Below are 19,484 nucleotides of genomic sequence, written 5' to 3'. Positions count from 1 at the left end.
CGGGAGATGCCAATGGCCGGCGAAAGGGTGAATCTGAGCGGAGCAAGGGAGACCTTGCTGATGACGCTTTATGGCAAGGCACTGGAAAGCCGGCTGCCGCATTCGCTGCTCGGGGATCGCTTCGCCGACGAGGCCGTGCGCAAGATCGACTATGATTTCTCGCGCCTCAAGGTCGACACCAATCTCGGCATCGGCCTGGCGATCCGGGCCAAGACGTATGATGTCCGCGTTCAGGACTTCATCGCCAGAAATCCCGGCGCCATCGTGCTGCATCTCGGCTGCGGGCTCGATACGCGCATTTTCCGTGTCGATCCACCCGAAGGCGTGGAGTGGTTCGATGTCGATTTTCCGGATGTCATCGCGCTCCGGCGCAAGCTTTACCCGTCCCGGGACCACTACCACCTCGTCGGCTCTTCGGTAACCGACCCAGACTGGCTGGCAGAAGTGCCGAGCAATCGTCCGGCCGTCTTGGTGATGGAGGGGTTGACGCCTTATCTCCCGGTAGAGGAGGGGCCACGGCTGCTGTCACGCCTTGTCGCGCATCTTGCCGGCGGCGAGCTGATGTTCGACGCCTACAGCCACTTCGGCCTGAAGATGCTGCGCCTCAATCCGACCATCAGGGCGACGGGCGCCGAGGTTCACTGGGCGATCGACGACCCGCAGGTACTGGAGCGTGCCGTTCCGAAGCTGCGCTTTGTCGACGATATCTCGGCCTACAGCGCGGAACGCACAGCGCATATGAGCTGGTCCGCAAAACTGTTCATCGGGCTCTGGAGACACATTCCCGCATTGCGCAAGGTCGGCAGGATTTTACGCTACCGGTTCTGACGCGCCGACTCTAACGCGTCCTGGCTTTTGTCAGAGCACGTGAAAATGCAGTGGCAAAACTCTCGCGGGAGTCAGGGTCCAGGAATGACCCGATCGGCACATTCTGTCCTTGTGCTTCCACCGTCATCCTGGTGATGCCGATCTCGGCATGGCGAGCGACGGAAAAGCGCGCCCAGAACGGGTTGAAGCGATGCGCTTCCGACTTTCCCGAGGGCGCCGTCTTGCGGATGTCGAGGCTGGTGCGCGACACCGACACTTCCTCGCGGGCACGGGCGGCACGATAGTTGGCGCGGAAGGCGATGTAGACGGCGATGACGTCGAGGCCGAAGAAGCCGAACACCGGCCAGGCGCCGCGCGACAGGAAAAACGCCCCGGTCACCACCCAGCCGAACAGCAGCGCGCCCATCAGCACGGCAAAGCCGGTGCGGCCCAGCGAGCGGTGCGGTGTCAGCAGCGCCTGGAAGAATGGCTCGTCGGCCTGAAACGAGGCGTTTGTGTCGCTCATCCCAGGATATTATAGGAGGGAAATGGCCAGCCCCAAGTCCAAAAATCTTTCCCTATCCAAAAGTGAACTGCCGCCCGGGCGGCGCGACGGCTCGAATGCCAAGCCGCGACCGCGGCCGGCGCGGCTCCGTTCGCTCTACAGCGCCGCCGAGGTGCATGAGATCTTCCGGCGGTTTTCGGTGCAGCGGCCCGAGCCGAAGGGCGAGCTCGAGCACGTCAACGCCTTCACGCTGCTGGTGGCCGTGGTGCTGTCGGCGCAGGCGACCGATGCCGGCGTCAACAAGGCGACGCGGGCGTTGTTCAAGGTCGCCGACACACCTGAAAAGATGCTGGCGCTGGGCGGAGCCAGGGTTGGCGAGTACATCCGCACCATCGGACTCTGGCGCAACAAGGCCAAGAATGTCGTGGCGCTCTCGGAGGCGCTGATACGCGATTACGGCGGCGAGGTGCCCAGCGAGCGCGATGAGTTGGTCAAGCTGCCGGGGGTCGGGCGCAAGACCGCCAATGTCGTGCTCAACATGGCGTTCGGCCAGCACACGATGGCGGTCGACACCCATATTTTCCGCATCGGCAACCGCCTCGGCCTGGCGCCAGGCAAGACGCCCGAACAGGTCGAGCAAGGGCTGCTGCGGATCATCCCGGACGAGTATATGCGCCATGCGCATCACTGGCTGATCCTGCATGGCCGCTATGTCTGCAAGGCGCGCAAGCCCGATTGCCCGGCCTGCGTCATCGCCGATCTCTGCAAGGCCGAGGTGAAGACGACAGACGTGCCGGCGCCGCTCGTGGAAATCGCGGCGCCCGGCGTCCCGACAACTAGCTTTCCTCCACGAACACCTCTTCGCGCTTCTTCTTGACCGACGGCAGGAAGACGACGACGAGCACGGCCAGTGCGACGAGCAGCAGGCCGGCGCTGATCGGCCGCGTCACGAAGGTCGAGGGGTCGCCGCGCGACAGGATCATGGCGCGGCGCAGGTTTTCCTCGAGCAGCGGGCCGAGCACGAAGCCGAGCAGCAGGGGTGCGGGTTCGCAACGCAGCTTGGTCAGGATGTAGCCGAGCAGGCCGAAGAATGCGACCGCGTAGAGATCGAAGGCGTTGGTGTTGACGCTGTAAACGCCGATCGAGCAGAACGCCATGATGATCGGGAAGAGCACATAATAGGGGATCGTCAGCAGCTTCACCCATAGCCCGATCAGCGGCAGGTTCAGCACGATCAGCATCAGATTGCCGATCCACATCGAGGCGATGATGCCCCAGAACAGCGCCGGCTGCTCGATCGCGACATTGGGGCCGGGCACGATGCCCTGGATTATCATGGCGCCGATCATCAGCGCCATGACCGGATTGGCCGGAATGCCCAGCGTCAGCATCGGAATGAAGGAGGTCTGGGCGCCGGCATTGTTGGCCGATTCCGGTCCGGCGACGCCGGCGATGGCGCCCTTGCCGAACTCCTCCGGGTGTTTCGACACGCGCTTTTCGACCGTGTAGGAGGCAAAGGCGGCAAGCACCGCGCCGCCGCCGGGCAGGATGCCGAGCGCCGAACCGATGATCGTGCCGCGCACGATGGGTGCTGCCATCGCCTTGAAGTCGTCGCGGGTCGGCATCAGGCCGGAGACTTTTTTGATCATCACCGAGCGCTCGTGCTCGTTTTCGAGATTGCGCAGGATCTCGGCGACGCCGAAGACGCCGACCGCCACCGCCACGAAGTTCAGCCCGTCGGCATATTCGCGGATGCCGAGCGTGAAGCGCGGCGTGCCGGTGTAGATGTCGGTGCCGACAATGCCGAGCAGCAGGCCGAGCACGACCATCGCCAGCGCCTTGACGATCGAGCCATGGGCGAGAGCGATGGACGAGACGAGGCCGACGATCATCAGCGAAAAATATTCGGCCGCGCCGAATTGCAGGGCTATTGCCGTCAGCGGCGGGGCAAAGACGGCGACCAGGAAGGTCGACACCGTGCCGGCGAAGAACGAGCCGATCGCGGCGATCGCCAGAGCCGCCCCGGCGCGACCGTTCCTGGCCATCTGGTAGCCGTCGATGGCGGTCACGGCCGAGGAGGATTCGCCGGGCATGTTGATGAGAATGGCGGTGGTCGAACCGCCATACTGGGCGCCGTAGTAGATGCCGGCCAGCATGATGAGGGACGAGACCGGGTCGCCGATCTGGAAGGTGATCGGCAGCAGCATGGCGATGGTTGCGGTGGCGCCGATGCCGGGCAGGACGCCGATCAGCGTGCCGAGCAGAACGCCGATGAGGCAAAAACCCAGATTGGCCGGCGTGGTGGCCGTCGAAAAGCCGAGTTCGAGGTTCCTGAGGAGGTCCATCTCAGCGCCTCACAATGCCAGCCATTGGGGCAACCAGGGGCCGAAGCGCTGGAATGGCAGCCCGAGCGCGTAGCTGAAGACCAGCACCGAAAACAGCGTCAGGCCGGCCGACAGCAGAAGTGCCGTCAGCGGCTTCATGCGGGCGCTGGCAAAAGAGGCGATCAGCGCCGTCAGGAAGATCGACGGGACGAAGCCGAGGCCGCGCACGGTCATGCCGAAAAAGATCGGCGCCGGCAGGATGAACAGCATGCCGCGCCACGCAATGGGGCCGATCGGCTCGCCCTCGACGCGCACCGCCTGGACGAGGATGATGGCGCCGAGCACGATCAGCACGATCGCCAGCACCAGCGGGAAATAGCCCGGTCCCATGCGGAAGGCGGTGCCGATTTCGAGGCCGAGCGATTGTATCGCGAAAAAGGCGCCGAAAAAGATGAACAGCGCGGCGCACAGGCCGTTTGCCCTGTCGATGGCGAAAGGTTTCATGGCGGTCCTCCCCTGACCCTTGCAACGGGCTTGCCGTTGCAAATGTGAAAACGGACGTCGAAGCGAAAACGGGGCGCCGGCAGCGCCCCGTTCAAGCCTCAGTCGGCGTATTGGCCGGCGGCTTCGATGATCGGCTTCCAGCGCATGATCTCGCCTTCCAGCTTGGCCTTCAGCGCTGCCGGCGTCGCGTCGGCCTCGGACGACGGCTTGGTGCCGAGTTCGGCGAAGCGGGCGATGACGTTGGGGTCCTTCAGCGCGACCTGGAGCGATTTCGACAGTCGGCCGGTGATCTCGGCCGGCGTGCCCTTCGGCGCATAGAGGCCGTGCCAGATGCCGACCTGCACCGCGGGCAGGCCGGCTTCGATGGTCGTCGGCACGTCCTTCAGCACGTCGAGGCGCTCCGGCGTGGTGACGGCATAGGCCTTGATCGTGCCGCCCTGGATCTGCTTGGTGGTGTTGGTGGTCTGGTCGCACATAATGTCGACCTGGCCGCCGAGAAGGTCGGTCATGGCCGGACCGGTGCCCTTGTAGGGCACGGTGACCAGCGGCGTGCCGATGGCGCTCATGAACAGCATGCCGCACAGATGCGAGGCAGCGCCGATGCCGGCATTGGCGACGGTGATGGTGTCCTTGTTGGTCTTGGCGTATTCGACCAGCCCTTTCAGGTCGGCCGGCTCCAGGTCCTTGCGGGCGACGATGGCCATCGGCACCTCGGTGACGAGGCCGACATACTCGAAGGCGTTCAGCGTGTCGTAGGCGAGTTTTCTGTAGAGGGTCGCGCTGGTCGCCATGCCGATGTGATGGAGGAGCAGCGTGTAGCCATCCGGGTCGGCGTTGGCGACGCGGCCGGCGCCCAGCGTGCCGCCGGCGCCGCCGACATTTTCGACGATGATCTGCTGGCCGAGATCCTTCGACATGGCTTCGGCGACGAGCCGCGTAACCGTGTCGGTCGGACCGCCGGCCGCAAACGGCACGACGACGGTGATGGTGCGCTCGGGATAGGTCTGTGCGCTGGCGGTGAACGAATAAAGCGTGACGGCCGCGGCGGCGGCCAGGGCGGCTACAATTTTCCTCATCGTAATTCTCCTCCCAGGATATCAATCTCCGATCGCTGTGCAGGTCAGGCAGCGAGGGTGCAACAAAGGCAAGCTAACAGATTGTCGCCTGACGCAAACTGCAAAATACAGTCGTGCGCAACCATGGCGATCAGTGGGGAGTATGCCCGGAGGAGATGGGTTTGGTGTTGGCGTTGCTTCAATAACCGTAGCCGCGCGCCATCGCCGCCGCGAAGATCGGGATCAGCAGGAAGATGAAGGCTTCGGCGCGCACATAGGTCTTCACCGAGGCGAGTTCCGCAACCGGCACCTGAAAGCCGGGATTTGCACTGGCTTGCCGGTTCCAGGAGATGAAGCGGATGGTCGGGATGATCGACAGCAGGCCAACGATGCCGAATGCCGCCATCTTGGCCCAGAACACCCAGTTGTAGACGTAGAATTCCCAGCCCTTCAGGCCGTAGATGACGCGGCAGATGCCGATGATGATGATCAGCATGGCGATGATGCCATAATGGCGGTCGATGCCGGCAAGCCGCTTGAGCGTGGCGGCGGAGAGGTCGCCGCGGATCAGGACAAATTCGGCGCCGATGATGCCGGCCAGCGACAACACCAGCAGATGATGGAAAATGGCAAGCACGAGATCGGTGGTGTCCATGGCGTTCTCCTCCCATTGGCGGTATCGAGACCGGCCCTTGCCGGACCGGTTGCGAAAGGTAGCATCGTTCGGCAGAATTCCCAGAGGCGGACCTGGGTTGGACCATCGGCGTCGCCATCCTGACAGCTGGGGTTTTCTGAAATGACCGGACTGAAGCGCGCCCTGAACCCGATGCCGGACGACATCCGCATCGCCCTGACCGAAAAAGGACTGACAGCGGCCTACGAGGCGCGGCCGGACTACCAGAAGAACGATTATCTCGGCTGGGTCGCCCGCGCCAAACGCAGCGACACCAGGCAGAAGCGGCTCGACCAGATGCTGGACGAATTGCGGCGCGGTGGGCTCTACATGAAGATGGTCTGGCACGGCTGAAAGTAAGCCGACGCTGTTCGCTTCGACCGCCTGGTCGCGCCGGGCCGTTCGGAAGCTTCCCTGGCTGAATGATGATCCGGCTTGGCCCTTGTCCGGGCGCGCTGGTTTGCTAAGCGCTGACCGTCAACGGAGGCAGAGTTTCATGGGCAGTCCAAAAACAGCCGGCGTCCCGGTTCTCGAAACGGAACGGACCATCATGCGGGCGCACCGGATCGAAGATTTCGACGACTATGCCGTCATGTGGGCCGACCCCGTCACCACCCGTTTCATAGGCGGCAAGCCGCGGACGCGGGAGGAAAGCTGGATGCGGTTCCTGCGGCATGCCGGCCTGTGGTCGCTGCTCGGCTACGGCTTCTGGGCGGTCGAGGACAAGGCCAGCGGTCGCTTCATCGGCGAAGCCGGATTCCACGACCTGAAGCGCGACATCGAGCCGTCGCTCGAGGGCATTCCGGAAGCCGGCTGGGCGCTGGCGCCGCAAGCGCATGGCAAGGGTCTTGCCAGCGAAGTCGTCAGAAGGGCCCTGGCCTGGGGCGACGAAACCTTTGCCGGCGCGAGAACCGTCTGCATCATCGATCCGGAAAACACCGGCTCGTTGAACGTTGCGGCAAAGTGCGGCTACACCAAGGTCCTGGAAACCACCTATCACGACGGGCTGACGATCCTGCTCGAACGGCGGGTGTGAAGCGCTTCATCGACGCAATTTCCACGTTCTGCCAGGGTTGGCTATTCTAATCTAGCTACGCAATTCCTGTGGGAAAACCGCTCACACTTTTCCTGGAATTGCTCTTTGGGGGAGCCGACCATGGGTGCGATCAATGCGATATTTCTGAAGCTTTTCTGGGCGGGGCTGCTGCTCCTGGCGGCCGTGCAACTGGCGGGCGCCGATGCGACGGTGCCGACCGCCGACATCGAGGGCGGTGCCGACAATCATCTGGCCAAGCGCTACGAGGGGTCGTTCATCGTCTCCTACGAAAAATTCGCCTATACCGATTTTACAGTGCCGCTGTCGCCGCTGAAGCCGAGCGCCGATCCGGATGCCCGTGACACGATGAACAACCGTGTGTTCGCGCCGGACAAGAAGGCTGAGGTCGAAGGCGCGCTGACCCGCATCGCCTATGTGCTGCCGGCCGAGCGCTCCCCGCTCGAAGTGCTGCGCAACTACCAGGATGTGATCGCGGCCGCCGGCGGCGAAGTCCTGTTCGAATGCAAGAAGGAAGAGTGCGGCGGCGCCGCCGACCGGTCGTCGAGCGGTGGCGGCGGCGACATGAGCCTGATGATGTATTTCTTCCATGAAAGCGACGTCAAGGACGCGGCCTTTTCCAATGGCGCCTGTGCGGTAACCACCGGTATCAACGACCAGCGCTTCTTCGCCGCCAAGCTGCCGCAGGACGGCGGCGACGCCTATGTCACGGTTCAGGCCTATTCGCTGATCGACGACCTCTACTGCAAGGAACTCAACGGCCGCACCATCGCCGTCGTTCAGGTGCTGGAGCCCAAGGCGCGCGACAAGAAGATGGTGGTGGTCGAAGCGGCCAAGATGGCGGATTCGCTGTCGGCCACCGGCTCCATCTCGCTCTACGGCATCTTCTTCGACACCGACAAGGCCGACATCAAGCCGGAATCGGAACCGACGCTGAAGGAGATCTCGACGCTTCTGACCAACGAGCCCGGCATGGCGGTGATCGTCGTCGGTCATACCGACAACCAGGGCGCGTTCGACTACAATATCGATCTGTCGTCGCGGCGGGCGCAGTCGGTGAAGGCGGCGCTGGTCTCGAAATACGGCATCGATGGCGGCCGGCTGACCGCCGCCGGCGCCGGCATGATGGCGCCCGTCGCCAGCAATGACGGCGAAACCGGCCGCGCCAAGAACCGCCGTGTGGTGCTGGTCAAGGCGAACTGAGGCCGATCACGGTTTCAGCGCCGGCTAGGCGCGCTGCCTGCTCCAGCATCGAGGCATCCTCGCCGAAGGCGCGGGTGGCGCGAGCGGCGGCCTCCAGCAGGTCCGGTGTCATGCGGCGCAGGAACGCCGTGTCGACGCGTGTCGACGGGCCGGCGAGCGTCAAGGCGCCGAGCAGAACGCGGCCCGGTCCGAACACCGGCACCGAGACGCCCGCCGTCTCAGGGTCGCGGTCGCCGATCGACAGATAGTGGCAGGCCTTGCGGATGGTCTCGTATGGTTCGCCCGGCTGGCCTGAAAACGCTGCCAGCACGCGGCCGCCCGAGCCGGTGAGCAACGGCAGCAGGTCGCCTTCCCGGATCGTGTAGCGGATCGGGTGCTTGGATTCGACGCGGTAGAGACAGGTGCGGGCGTCGCCCGAGCGGACATAGAACGCCACGCTTTCCCAGCTGCGTTCGGCAAGATCGCGCATGATCGGCAGCAGGATGTCGACCGCCACGACCGAGCGCTGGTAAAGCGCGCCAAGCCGGAAGGTGGCGGGTCCGATGCGGTAGCGGCCATCGTCGAGCCGCTCCAGCAACTGCCCGCGCAGCAATGAGTTCGCCAGCCTCAAAATGGTGCTTTTGTAGAGCCCGGTGCGCGCCGCGATCTCGGCCAGGCTGAGCGAGCGGTCGGCGGTCGCGAACGCGTCGAGAATGGCGATCGCGCGGTCGAGCGCGGCAACACCATCGGCCGGCAACGGCTGGGATCGCGCTTCGGTCATCTCACGAACAGTTTCATTCCAGTTTACCTGCTCGAACAAAGGCCGGCCGAAGCGATTGTGCCGCACATCCATGGTTCTGTCTAGTAGAACAGCGTTCCTGTTGACAGAACGTACCGAAATCGGCATGAATTTTTGCCGAGCGGGTCTGTTTTCAGGCTACGTTTCTGGCAGGCACCGGAGGAGGTGTCGTGATTTGGAGGAATCCCATGCTGAACAGACGCAGATTTTTGATGAGCACCGCGGCCGCAGGCGCTGCCGGATTCGTTGCAACGCATTTGACGCCCGCCCTCGCTCAGGATGCACCGCAGATCCAGATCTTCGTGCCGGCCGCGCCCGGCGGCGGCTGGGACCAGACGGGGCGCACCATCGACCAGGTGCTGCGCAGTGAAAAACTGATCTCCGGCTCGCAGATCACCAATGTCGGCGGCGCCGGCGGTACTGTCGGCCTGCCGCAGTTCATCAGCCAGTGGAAGGGCAAGGGCAATTCGCTGATGGTGGCCGGCATGGTCATGGTCGGCGCCATCATCGCCAACAAATCGGCCAACAACCTCTCCGAAGTGACGCCCATCGCTCGCCTCACCGGCGAGTTCGAGGCGCTGGTGGTGCCGGCGGATTCGCCGTTCAAGACGGCCGGAGATTTCGTCGCCGCGCTCAAAGCGGATCCGACCAAGGTTCCGGTGGCCGGCGGCTCGGCCGGTGGCTCCGACCACATCCTGTTCGGGCTGATCGCCAAGACGGTCGGCGTTCCGGCAACCAACCTCTCCTATGTGCCTTTCGCCGGCGGTGGCGAGGCGCTGTCGGCGCTGCTCGGCAACCAGGTTGCGGCCGGCATTTCCGGCTTCGGCGAGTTCTCCGAGCAGGTCAAGGCGGGCGCGCTTCGGCTGTTGGCGATCTCCGCCGACAAGCGCCAGGACGGCATCGACGCACCGACGATGAAGGAAGCCGGCATCGACGTCGAACTGTTCAACTGGCGCGGCGTCTTCGCACCGCCCGGCGTCTCCGACGCCGACAAGGCGGCGATGGTCACGATGATCGAGACCATGGCCAAGAGCGATGCCTGGGCAGCCGAATGCAAGAACCGCAACTGGACGCCCATCCTTCTGACCGGCGACGATTATGCGAAATTCCTCGTCGACGACACCGCCCGTATCACCGCGATCCTCAAGGATCTCGGCCTCGCCTGATGTCTTCAGGGGCGGCCACGGCCGCCCCTTCCGACATTCGCCTGCGGCATGGACATATCATGCGCTGGGAGTGAAACTGCGGATGCGGCCGGCGGGAGGATGCCGGCCATCTCGGGAGGACATCGATGAGCACCAGCGACCAGCAGCCGGCGCCCCCGCGCCTTGCCATGCCCGAATTGTTGATCGGCATCGGGCTTCTCGCCTGTGCTGCGGCCGTGGCGTGGCAGACCCTGGCGATCCCGGTTTCGCCGCTCTATTCCAAGGTCGGGCCGACCGTCTTTCCCTACATCACCATGACCGGCATGATCGTGCTTTCGCTGCTGCTCATCGTCGCCGCGCTGCGCGGCGGCTGGCAGCCGCAGGAGGAAAAGGAAACGCCGACCGACTGGAAGGCCATGGGCATCGTCGTTGCCGGCCTGGTCGCCAATCTGGTGCTGATCCAGCCGCTCGGCTTCACCGCCGCCTCGGTCATCATGTTCGTGCTCGTCTGTTATGGCTTCGGCAGCAAGCACACGCTGCGCGATGCGCTGACCGGCCTGATCCTGGCGCTTGCCGCCTATTTCGGCTTTGCCAGGGCGCTCGGCGTCAACATTGGCGCCGGCTTCATCGAAAACCAGCTGAACACGGTGATCGACGCGATCATCGCCACTGCGAGGGGCTGACGCCATGGAGACGCTCGGCCATCTCGCCCACGGATTTTCCGTCGCTTTCTCGCCGATGAACCTGCTGTGGTGCCTGGTCGGCACCACGCTCGGCACGGCCATCGGCGTGCTGCCCGGCCTCGGGCCGGCGCTGACCATCGCGCTGCTGCTGCCGATCACCTACCAGGTGGCGCCGGAGGCGTCCTTCATCCTGTTTGCCGGCATCTATTACGGCGCCATGTATGGCGGCTCGACGACCTCGATCCTGCTCAACACGCCGGGCGAAAGCGCCACCATCGTCACCGCGCTGGAAGGCAACAGGATGGCCCGCTCGGGTCGCGGCGGCGCGGCACTGGCGACCTCGGCGATCGGCTCCTTCGTCGCCGGCACCATCGGCACGATGGGCGTCGCCTTCCTGGCGCCGGTGGTGGTGAAGTTCGCGCTGGCCTTTGGTCCGGCCGAATATTTCTCGCTGATGGTGCTCGCCTTCATCACGGTTTCGGCGGTGCTCGGCTCGTCCTCCGTGCGCGGCCTCACCAGCCTGTTCATCGGCTTCGTCATCGGCATGATCGGCGTCGACCTGCAGACGGGACAGCCGCGCTTCACCTTCGGCATGAACGAACTGCTCGATGGCGTCGATGTCATCATTGCCGCGGTCGGCCTGTTTGCCGTCGGCGAGACGCTCTACATGGCCTCGCGCCGCTATGCCGGCAAGGACGAGATCGTGCCGCTCAAGGGCTCGCTCTACATGACAGCGGCCGAATGGGGACGATCGTGGAAGCCATGGCTGCGCGGCGCTTTTATCGGCTTCCCGATCGGCGCCATGCCTGCCGGCGGCGCCGAGATCCCGACCTTCCTGTCCTATGCCATCGAAAAGAAGCTGTCGAAGCACAAGGAGGAGTTCGGCACGGTCGGCGCCATCGAGGGCGTTGCCGGACCGGAAGCCGCCAACAATGCGTCTGCCGCCGGCGTGCTGGTGCCGATGCTCACCCTTGGCCTGCCGACCTCGGCGACCGCCGCAATCATGCTGTCGGCCTTCCAGAGCTACGGCATCAATCCGGGACCGCTGCTGTTGACGACGCAGGCCGATCTGGTCTGGGGCCTGATCGCCAGCCTGTTCATCGCCAACGTCATCCTGGTCGTCCTCAACCTGCCGCTGATCGGGCTGTGGGTACGGCTGTTGAAAATCCCGGCGCCGCAGCTCTATGCCGGCATCCTGGTGTTCGCCACCGTCGGCACCTACGGCATCTCGCAATCGCCGATCGACCTCGTCATCCTCTATCTCCTGGGGGCCGCCGGCTTCCTGATGCGGCGCTTCGATTTCCCGACAGCGCCGGTCATCATCGGCATGATCCTGGGGCCGCTCGCCGAAACGCAGTTCCGCCGGGCGATGACGATCTCGAACGGCGACTGGTCGGTGTTCTACACCCACAAGCTGTCGCTGGTGCTGCTGATCCTCGCCTTCATCGGTCTCGCCGGGCCGCATATCTGGGCCTTCATCGAGCATCGGCGCCGGCGCGGGCCGGAGCATGTGCCGGGCGATGCCTGAGCAACCTGGAGCATCATGACCGATCTGCTTGCCGGCATCCGCATCCTCGACCTGACCAATGTGCTGGCGGGCCCTTATTGTGCCTACCAGCTGGCGCTGCTCGGCGCCGATGTCATCAAGGTCGAGACGCCGCAAGGCGGCGATCTGGCGCGCCAGCTCGGCGCCTCGCCGGCGCTCAACAATGCGGGCATGGGCGCGTCGTTCCTGGCGCAGAATGCCGGCAAGCGATCGGTGGTGCTGGATCTCAAGAGCGAAGCCGACCGCGAACGCTTCCTCGATCTCGTCGCCTCGGCCGACGCGCTGGTCGAGAATTTTCGACCGGGCGTGATGGGGCGGCTGGGTCTCGGCTATGAGGTGCTGAAAGCGGTCCGCCCCGGTCTCGTCTATTGCGCCATATCCGGTTTCGGCCAGAGCGGGCCGATGCGCGACAATCCGGCCTACGACCAGATCATCCAGGGGCTGTCCGGCATCATGAGCATCACCGGCACGCCGGAGACAGCACCCTTGCGGGTCGGCTATCCCGTCGCCGACACGCTGGGCGGGCTGGTCGGGGCCTTCGCCATTGCCGCGGCGCTGGTCAAGCAGAAGACCTCGGGCGAGGGCGCGTTTCTCGATGTCTCGATGCTCGAATGCACGCTGTCGGCGCTGGGCTGGCCGGTGTCCAACTATCTGACCGCCGGCGTCGAGCCGCAGCCGATGGGCAATGAGAACATGACGGCTGCGCCCTCCGGCGCGTTTCGCACCGGCGACGGCCTGCTCAACATCGCCGCCAACAAGCAGGAGCAGTTCGTCACGCTTTGCCGGCTGATCGGCCAGCCGGAACTGGCCGACGATCCGCGCTTTGCCGAGCGCGAGACGCGCAAGCAGAACCGCGCTGTGCTGAAGGTGCTGATCGAGACGGCTTTGGCGAGCGCCTCGGCCGCAGCCTGGGAGGAAAAATTCAACCGCGCCGGCGTGCCGGCGGGCCGGGTGCTGACGATCCCCCAAGTGCTTGGCGAGCGCCAGGTCGTCGAGCGCGACATGACCACGCGTTTCCAGGGTCTGCCCGGCATGGCGCAGCCGCTGACCGTGGTGCGCGGCGGCTTCATGGTCGATGGCGCGGCACCCTTGCCGGTCCTGCCGCCACCGGTGCTGGGTGAGCATATGGACGAGGTTTTTTCCACCCTGCCGCCGCGCGCCAGGAGAAGCGCGTGAGCGAGAGAAAAACCGGCCGCGAGCGCGGCGAGGAGTGGTGGCAGACCGGCATCATCGAGATGAGCCCCGGCATCATCCGGCTGCGCGGCTATGAAATCCAGGAGCTGATCGGCCGCGTCAGCTTCCCGGCAACGATCTGGCTGATGCTGCGCGGCGAATTGCCGAGCAAGGAGCAGGCGGCGCTGCTCGGCATTGCGCTGGGGGCGGCCGTCGACCACGGGCCGCAGGCGCCGTCGATCGCCATTGCACGCATGGCCATCACCTGCGGCGTCGGCATCAACAGCGCCATGGCGTCCGCCGTCAACGTGCTGGGTGACGTGCATGGCGGCGCCGGCGAACAGGCGCTGTCCTTCTATGGCGACATTGCCGTGGCACTTGACCAGGGTGTTGCGCTGGACCAAGCCGTAGCCGCACGGCTCGACCGTTTCTTCGCCGAGGAGAAAGGCTATGTGCCGGGATTTGGCCATCGCTTCCACCCGGTCGATCCGCGCGCGCCGCGCCTGATCGCAGTGACGCGCGAGTTTGCCGCGCGCGGCGTCGTCAGCGGACGCTTTGCCGACATCGCCGAGGCCGTCGAATCAGAGGTGGCACGGCGCAAGGGGAAGAAAATACCGCTCAACATCGACGGCGCCACCGCCGTCATCTATGGCGAGCTCGGCTTTCCGCCGCCGTTGACGCGCGGCCTGTTCGTGCTCTCGCGCTCGGTCGGCATCCTGGCGCATGCATGGGAACAGTCGCAGCAAAGCGAGCGCAACAAAGGGCCGCTGCCGCGCGAATGGCTGTGGGCCTATACGGGCACGCCGCTGCGGCCATTTCCCGCTGAGGGGGATGAGGGTCCCGCTGAAGGGGACGAGGGCAAGTGAGGTTGGTCAGGCCGGGTCCGGCACTGCCGGCTGAGGCGGCGCCAGGTTGGCCATCAGCGTCGAGAGATCCGGCTCATCGATGAGCAACGCCGCGTCCTGCGGCTTGAGCCATGCCCGCTGGCGGCTCTTGGCCTCCTGCCAGTTGGCCAGTTCCTCGGACACCTCCAACAGATAGACGACGACGTCGACGCGCACAAAATTGTGCTCCAGCCGTTTCCAGTAGGAATAGCTGCCGGCAGGCGCCTTGCGGGTCTTGCCGAGCACGCCGGCTTCTTCGCGCGCCTCGATGGTGGCGGCCTTGCGCCCGCTCTTTCCTTTCATCGGCCAGCCCTTGGGCACGATAAAGCGCTTCGTCGCTCGCGACGTCACCAGCATCACTTCGAAATTGCCTGAAACGTCCAGACGAAAGGGAATGGCGGCGACCTGGCGAATGCGTTCGCCTCGCCTTGCCTTGCGTACCGCCTTTTTCTTCGTCGTCGCCATGTGCTGAAATCCGGTGGGCGGGCGCACAGCCGCACGCCGCCTGCAAACCCCTGATATGCCCGCGAGGCAATGGCATTTTTAGTAAATAAGTCGACTAAGTAAATCGCAGGCGACCGATATCAACGGCAAACACGCACAATCTGGTTGTTGACGATCTGAATCGGACAAGCTTGCCGGACGACGGGCACTTCGGGGCGCGGCTGCGGCACGATCCGACGGTCCTGCTCGCGATATTGCTGCTGCTGTTGCTGGAACTGCTGCCGCTGCAGGCTGTTGCGCAATTGCTGCAGCTGGTTCTGCTGGATCAGCCGGTTGGCGCTGGGATTGACGGACTGAGCCGCAGCAGATTGCATGATGCCGGCGAGCGTTGCCGCCGCCAGCATTGCCGACATGAGAACTGTCGATAGGCGAAGCGTCGACATCAGTTCATTCCCGTACAGATATAACCTCCTCTCTATATAGGGCGTTCGTCTCGATCTGCCATGGGCCGGTCTGCCATTGGCCGATCTGCCACGGGTTGGCGAAATCCCTGAGGATGCGGCCTGCCGCACTTGACAGAAAAGATCGATTGACCGCTCTATCGGGCGCGGATCTCGGGCTCAATCGCGGCTGACTCGAGGCACAATCGGGAGCATATTGATGAAAAGCAGGCAAGTATATTTCGCGGCGCTACTGGGCAGCATCTGTATTCTTGGCCCGGTGGCAGTCGCGGCGCAAACCAAGACCGACAAGGCGGCGCCTGCCGCCGCAGCGCCCGCCCCTGCTGCCGGCCCGACATTGCCTGGCGGCGCCTCGGCGCTGTCCGAGACACATGGCGACTGGACGGTCAATTGCCAGGTAACCGGCACGGCCAAGGTTTGCAGCCTGTCGCATCAGCAGTTCAACAAGCAGTCCAACCAGCGCCTGCTGGCCATCGAGCTGTCGAGCAAGAGCGGCGAGGATGCCGCCGGAACGCTGGCGCTGCCGTTCGGCCTGGCGCTCGCCAAAGGCGTCAGCCTGACCATCGACGACCAGAAGCTGGAAGGCAGCCTGCCGTTCAACACCTGCCAGGCCGTCGGCTGCCTGGTGCCGGTGGCGTTCGATGCCAGCGTCACGCCGCTGCTCAAGGCAGCCACCACGCTGAAGATCGACGCCTTCGCGGCCGACACCGGTCAAGCGGTGAGTTTCACCATCCCGCTCAACGGATTCGGCGGCGCACTGGCACGGACCGCGGAACTCTCGGCGGACTGAGCAGCGAGCGCGCGGCTACTCAACCTCGCGCAGCCGGTACCCCACGCCGGTCTCGGTGGTGATGTAGCGCGGCTGGTCGGGTGATTTTTCGATCTTCTGCCGGAGCTGGCGGACATAGACCCTGAGATACTGCACGTCGGTCGAATCGCCCCACACCTGCTTCAGAAGGAAATGGTGGGTCAGCACCTTGCCGGCATGCTGCACCATAATGCGCAATATGTCGTACTCCTTGGGGGAGAGCTTTATCTCCTTGCCTTCGACCTTGACGATGCGCTTGACCAGGTCGACGCTGAGATCGCCGGTGTGGAACACCGGCTTTTCGCCCTGCTGGTGGAATTTGTGGCGCAGCGCGACGCGGATGCGGGCGACCAGCTCGTTCATGCCGAACGGCTTGGTGATGTAGTCGTCAGCGCCGAGTTCGAGCGCCGCGACGATGCCGGCTTCGTCGGTGCGGCTGGACAGGATGACCACGGGCACGTCGAGGCCGTCGCCGCGCCATTTGCGCAGGAGGTCGAGGCCGCCCATGCCGGGCAGGCCGAGATCGAGCAGGATCAGATCCGGCTTTTGTGCATCGACGAGTTCGATCGCAGCGTTGGCGTTGGGCGCTTCGCTGACCGCATAACCCTGGCTGCCGAGGCCGACGCGCAGCAGTTTGCGGATCGGCGGCTCGTCATCGACGACCAGTATGCTGACGTTGGAATTTGTCATGCCGGATCACCAGATGCTTGCTCGTCCACACCTGATACGTCCGTATCGGACGATTGTACCAACCTCGGCATGCGGATTGTGAAGACTGCGCCCGGGCGATCGCTGCGGTTCGCCGCCATGATCGTGCCGCCCATCGCCTCGATGAAGCCCCGGCAGATTGACAGGCCGAGCCCGGTGCCGGCCTGGACCTGATCGCGCTTGCGCACCCGGTAGAAGCTGTCGAAGACGCGCTCCAGGTCGGCGGACGGAATGCCCGGTCCCTCATCCATGATCTGCAGCGCGACGGAGCCATTGTCGGCCCAGCCCTGCAGCCGGATTGTCGATCCCTGTGGCGCGTATTTCGCGGCATTGTCGAGCAGATTGAACAGCATTTGTTCGAACAGCACGGGATCAAGCTTCAGCATCGGCAGGTCGGCCGGAATATCAACCTCGGTCTTGTGCCCGGCAGTGATCTTGCGCGCCCGCTGCAAGGCCGAGCCGACGACATCGCCGACATAGTGGAGAGCAAAATTCGGCTCCATGGCGCCGGATTCAATCTTGGTCATGTCGAGCAGATTGGCAATGAAGCGGTTCAGCCGTTCGGACTCGTCGAGCACGGTGGTCAGCAGCTCGGCCCGATCGTTCTCGGGCAGTGCCGGCGCAAATTCCCTGAGCGTGCCGGCCGCGCCCATGATGGCCGCCAGCGGCGTCTTCAGATCATGCGAGATCGACGTCAGCAGTGCCGAGCGCAAGCGGTCGGCCTCGGCCGCCAGCCTGGCGCGATCGACATCGGCGACCAGCTGGATGCGCTCGATGGCAACCGCCGCCTGGTCGGCCAGCGCGTCGAGCAGGCGCTGTTGCTCGGGCGTCAACAGCGGCCCCTGCTTGTCATTGTCGAGGCCGACGACGCCGATGGCGGTACGGCCGGTCCGCAAGGGCAGGTAGAGCCGTTTTGCCCCGGGCAGGGTATCGGCGCCACGGCCGGCAGCCCGGTTGTGTTCCCAAGCCCAGCGTGCAGCCGCGATGTCGGCCTCGGCCAGCGTGTCGTCGGGGGGATAACCGGCCTTGACGGTGATCGTGCCTTCTTCCGGCAAAAGCAGCACCACGCGCAGCTTCAGCATCGAGGCGATCTGGAACGCGGTGGCCCACAAAACGTCGTCGAGCGTGCCCGCGCCGGCGAGTTTCTTGGAAAAGAGGTAGATGTCCTCGGTCGCCCGGGCGCGTGAACGGGCGGCGGCTGCCTGACGCTGCACACGCGCCGTCAGATTGCTGGCGATGACGGCAACGACGAGGAAGACGGCGAAGGCAACGATGCTCTCCGGATCGCGGATCGTCATCGTGTAGCGCGGCTCGAGAAAGAAGAAGTTGAAGGCAATGGCGCTGAGGAAACAGGCGTACAGCGCCGGCCACAGGCCAAAGGTCACTGCCGATGTCAGCACCGCCAGCAGCAGCACGCTGGCAAGGTTGCGAACGTCGAGGAACTGATCGAGGACGGCGCTGACGGCAAGCGCGCCGGCGACATAGACGGTCGAGAAAAGATAAGGCCAGATTTGAAATGGCGTCTGCTCGGCCGCCGCCTTGACCCTCGACGTGGCCTCGTTGTCGCGCTCCGTTCCTGAAATGACATGGACGCTGATATCGCCGGCATTGCGGATCAGATCGTAGGTGAGCGAACCCTCGATCAGTTCGCGCCAGCGCGAGCGGGTCGGCCTGCCGACGACGATATGGGTGAAATTGTTCACTGTGGCGTGGCGGACGATGTCCTGGGCGACGTTCTGGCCCGGAATGGTCGTCACCTCGGCGCCGAGCTGCTCGGCCAGGCGCAAGAGCGTGGCCAGCCGGTCCTTGTCTTCCTCCGACATGGCGGCCGAACGCGGCGTGTCGACATGCAGCGCCGTCCACGGTGCGCGCAGCCGGTCGGCCAGCCGGCGCGCATAGCGGACACGAGACGCTCCGCCCGGACGCGCATCGACGCAGACGAGCACCCTTTCGCCCGCCGCCCAAGGGCCGGGAATCGCGTGCGACTGCATGTGGTTGAGCAACTGCTCGTCGACGCGCTGGGCGGTGCGGCGCAGCGCCAATTCCCGAAGCGCGGTCAGATTGCCCGGCGAGAAATAGTTTTCGACTGCGCGCTGGGCAGTGTTGGGGAAATAGACCTTGCCCTCTTTCAGCCGCTTGATCAGGTCGTCGGGCGTGAGGTCGATGATCTCGATGTCATCGGCCTGGTCGATGATGGAGTCCGGGACCGTTTCGCGCACCCTGACCCGGGTGATCTGCGCCACCACGTCATTCAGGCTCTCGACATGCTGGATGTTGAGCGTGGTGTAGACATCGATGCCGCGCGTCAGGATTTCCTGGACGTCGAGATAGCGCTTGGGGTGGCGGCTGCCGGGCGCATTGGTGTGGGCGAGTTCGTCGACGAGCACCAGCGCCGGCCGGCGGGCGAGAATGGCATCGATGTCCATCTCGTCCAGCACGCGGCCTCTGTAGTCGACCTTCTGGCGCGGGATCACCTCGTAGCCTTCGACCAGCGCCAGTGTTTCCTTGCGGCCGTGGGTCTCCACGACGCCGACCACTACGTCGACGCCGTCAGCCAGCCTGGCGCGGCCGGCCATCAGCATTTCATAGGTCTTGCCGACGCCGGGGGCAGCGCCGAGAAATATCCGCAGACGGCCGCGCTCTTCCCGTTCCGCATGCTCGAGCAGCGCGTCCGGAGAGGGTCTGGTATCGTTGCTTCTGGCGTCCGGCATCAGGCTCGATCATGAACG

General features: G+C 64.6%; 21 protein-coding genes. 11 read left to right on the top strand and 10 right to left on the bottom strand.

Translation table 11 applies throughout. From position 1 onward, the window contains the following. The first annotated feature begins 12 nt into the window (after positions 1 to 12). A complete protein-coding gene (locus NKJ88_RS07785; protein WP_352443894.1) occupies positions 13 to 828 on the top strand; it encodes a class I SAM-dependent methyltransferase in 816 nt (271 codons plus the stop codon). 10 nt (positions 829 to 838) lie between these two features. On the opposite strand, the gene NKJ88_RS07780 is transcribed toward NKJ88_RS07785, so the two are convergent. Beyond that, on the bottom strand, positions 839 to 1,333 hold the full coding sequence (locus NKJ88_RS07780) for a DUF2244 domain-containing protein (protein ID WP_023669732.1): 495 nt from the start codon (positions 1,331 to 1,333) through the stop codon (positions 839 to 841). Positions 1,334 to 1,355: 22 nt separating this feature from the next. Between NKJ88_RS07780 and nth the strand changes: the two genes are divergently transcribed. Beyond that, complete coding sequence (nth, locus tag NKJ88_RS07775; RefSeq protein WP_023683078.1) at positions 1,356 to 2,189, top strand: endonuclease III; 834 nt, start codon at positions 1,356 to 1,358, stop codon at positions 2,187 to 2,189. On the opposite strand, the gene NKJ88_RS07770 is transcribed toward nth, so the two are convergent. The 4 genes from NKJ88_RS07770 to NKJ88_RS07755 form a co-directional block, all read right to left on the bottom strand. Then, positions 2,149 to 3,657 (bottom strand): tripartite tricarboxylate transporter permease, encoded by a 1,509-nt coding sequence (locus NKJ88_RS07770; RefSeq protein ID WP_023683079.1) that lies wholly within the window; start codon positions 3,655 to 3,657, stop codon positions 2,149 to 2,151. The two genes, nth and NKJ88_RS07770, sit on opposite strands and share 41 nt — an antisense overlap. 9 nt (positions 3,658 to 3,666) lie before the next feature. Then, positions 3,667 to 4,140 (bottom strand): tripartite tricarboxylate transporter TctB family protein, encoded by a 474-nt coding sequence (locus NKJ88_RS07765; RefSeq protein ID WP_023683080.1) that lies wholly within the window; start codon positions 4,138 to 4,140, stop codon positions 3,667 to 3,669. A gap of 98 nt (positions 4,141 to 4,238) precedes the next feature. After that, the gene (locus NKJ88_RS07760) at positions 4,239 to 5,216 is read right to left on the bottom strand and encodes a tripartite tricarboxylate transporter substrate-binding protein (protein WP_023683081.1); all 978 of its coding nucleotides are present in this window, start codon (positions 5,214 to 5,216) and stop codon (positions 4,239 to 4,241) included. Between the two features lie 178 nt (positions 5,217 to 5,394). Beyond that, a complete protein-coding gene (locus NKJ88_RS07755; protein ID WP_023735112.1) occupies positions 5,395 to 5,850 on the bottom strand; it encodes a DUF2214 family protein in 456 nt (151 codons plus the stop codon). Between the two features lie 141 nt (positions 5,851 to 5,991). On the opposite strand from NKJ88_RS07755, the gene NKJ88_RS07750 reads away from it, so the two are divergent. The 3 genes from NKJ88_RS07750 to NKJ88_RS07740 all read left to right on the top strand — a co-directional run bounded on the left by NKJ88_RS07750 (position 5,992) and on the right by NKJ88_RS07740 (position 8,125). Next, positions 5,992 to 6,222, top strand: a complete 231-nt coding sequence (locus tag NKJ88_RS07750) for a YdeI/OmpD-associated family protein (protein ID WP_023683083.1) — start codon at positions 5,992 to 5,994, stop codon at positions 6,220 to 6,222. 142 nt (positions 6,223 to 6,364) lie between these two features. Further along, on the top strand, positions 6,365 to 6,904 hold the full coding sequence (locus NKJ88_RS07745) for a GNAT family N-acetyltransferase (RefSeq protein WP_023686555.1): 540 nt from the start codon (positions 6,365 to 6,367) through the stop codon (positions 6,902 to 6,904). 120 nt (positions 6,905 to 7,024) lie between these two features. Then, positions 7,025 to 8,125: an OmpA family protein gene (locus NKJ88_RS07740; protein WP_352443893.1), complete on the top strand. Its 1,101-nt coding sequence runs from the start codon at positions 7,025 to 7,027 to the stop codon at positions 8,123 to 8,125. On the opposite strand, the gene NKJ88_RS07735 is transcribed toward NKJ88_RS07740, so the two are convergent. Next, a complete protein-coding gene (locus NKJ88_RS07735) occupies positions 8,112 to 8,885 on the bottom strand; it encodes an IclR family transcriptional regulator (protein ID WP_023683085.1) in 774 nt (257 codons plus the stop codon). The two genes, NKJ88_RS07740 and NKJ88_RS07735, sit on opposite strands and share 14 nt — an antisense overlap. Before the next feature lie 206 nt (positions 8,886 to 9,091). Here NKJ88_RS07735 and NKJ88_RS07730 point away from each other — a divergent pair, with 206 nt between their 5' ends. The 5 genes from NKJ88_RS07730 (at position 9,092) to NKJ88_RS07710 (ending at position 14,316) form a co-directional block, all read left to right on the top strand. Further along, positions 9,092 to 10,069 (top strand): Bug family tripartite tricarboxylate transporter substrate binding protein, encoded by a 978-nt coding sequence (locus NKJ88_RS07730; protein WP_023686552.1) that lies wholly within the window; start codon positions 9,092 to 9,094, stop codon positions 10,067 to 10,069. Between the two features lie 125 nt (positions 10,070 to 10,194). Further along, complete coding sequence (locus tag NKJ88_RS07725) at positions 10,195 to 10,731, top strand: tripartite tricarboxylate transporter TctB family protein (RefSeq protein WP_023683087.1); 537 nt, start codon at positions 10,195 to 10,197, stop codon at positions 10,729 to 10,731. Positions 10,732 to 10,735: 4 nt separating this feature from the next. Then, positions 10,736 to 12,259 (top strand): tripartite tricarboxylate transporter permease, encoded by a 1,524-nt coding sequence (locus NKJ88_RS07720; protein WP_023686551.1) that lies wholly within the window; start codon positions 10,736 to 10,738, stop codon positions 12,257 to 12,259. A 15-nt stretch (positions 12,260 to 12,274) separates the two neighbouring features. Beyond that, entirely contained in the window at positions 12,275 to 13,453 is a 1,179-nt protein-coding gene (locus NKJ88_RS07715; protein ID WP_031199647.1) for a CaiB/BaiF CoA transferase family protein, read from the top strand. Next, entirely contained in the window at positions 13,450 to 14,316 is an 867-nt protein-coding gene (locus tag NKJ88_RS07710; protein WP_031199646.1) for a citryl-CoA lyase, read from the top strand. The genes NKJ88_RS07715 and NKJ88_RS07710 overlap by 4 nt, the downstream gene beginning before the upstream one ends. Before the next feature lie 6 nt (positions 14,317 to 14,322). On the opposite strand, the gene NKJ88_RS07705 is transcribed toward NKJ88_RS07710, so the two are convergent. Both NKJ88_RS07705 and NKJ88_RS07700 read right to left on the bottom strand, forming a co-directional pair. Beyond that, the gene (locus NKJ88_RS07705; protein WP_023669717.1) at positions 14,323 to 14,799 is read right to left on the bottom strand and encodes an NUDIX hydrolase; all 477 of its coding nucleotides are present in this window, start codon (positions 14,797 to 14,799) and stop codon (positions 14,323 to 14,325) included. Positions 14,800 to 14,918: 119 nt separating this feature from the next. Next, on the bottom strand, positions 14,919 to 15,191 hold the full coding sequence (locus NKJ88_RS07700; protein WP_023669716.1) for a hypothetical protein: 273 nt from the start codon (positions 15,189 to 15,191) through the stop codon (positions 14,919 to 14,921). Positions 15,192 to 15,438: 247 nt separating this feature from the next. Between NKJ88_RS07700 and NKJ88_RS07695 the strand changes: the two genes are divergently transcribed. Next, on the top strand, positions 15,439 to 16,029 hold the full coding sequence (locus NKJ88_RS07695; protein ID WP_023669715.1) for an invasion associated locus B family protein: 591 nt from the start codon (positions 15,439 to 15,441) through the stop codon (positions 16,027 to 16,029). A 15-nt stretch (positions 16,030 to 16,044) separates the two neighbouring features. On the opposite strand, the gene NKJ88_RS07690 is transcribed toward NKJ88_RS07695, so the two are convergent. After that, positions 16,045 to 16,737, bottom strand: a complete 693-nt coding sequence (locus tag NKJ88_RS07690) for a response regulator transcription factor (protein ID WP_023699131.1) — start codon at positions 16,735 to 16,737, stop codon at positions 16,045 to 16,047. Beyond that, the gene (locus NKJ88_RS07685) at positions 16,734 to 19,466 is read right to left on the bottom strand and encodes a DUF4118 domain-containing protein (RefSeq protein WP_286489163.1); all 2,733 of its coding nucleotides are present in this window, start codon (positions 19,464 to 19,466) and stop codon (positions 16,734 to 16,736) included. The genes NKJ88_RS07690 and NKJ88_RS07685 overlap by 4 nt, the downstream gene beginning before the upstream one ends. Between the last annotated feature and the right edge of the window lie 18 nt (positions 19,467 to 19,484).

Origin of the sequence: Mesorhizobium sp. M0016 (assembly GCF_040324035.1) — a bacterium.
Lineage (GTDB): Bacteria > Pseudomonadota > Alphaproteobacteria > Rhizobiales > Rhizobiaceae > Mesorhizobium.
This window is presented reverse-complemented; position numbering and strand designations above follow the sequence as displayed.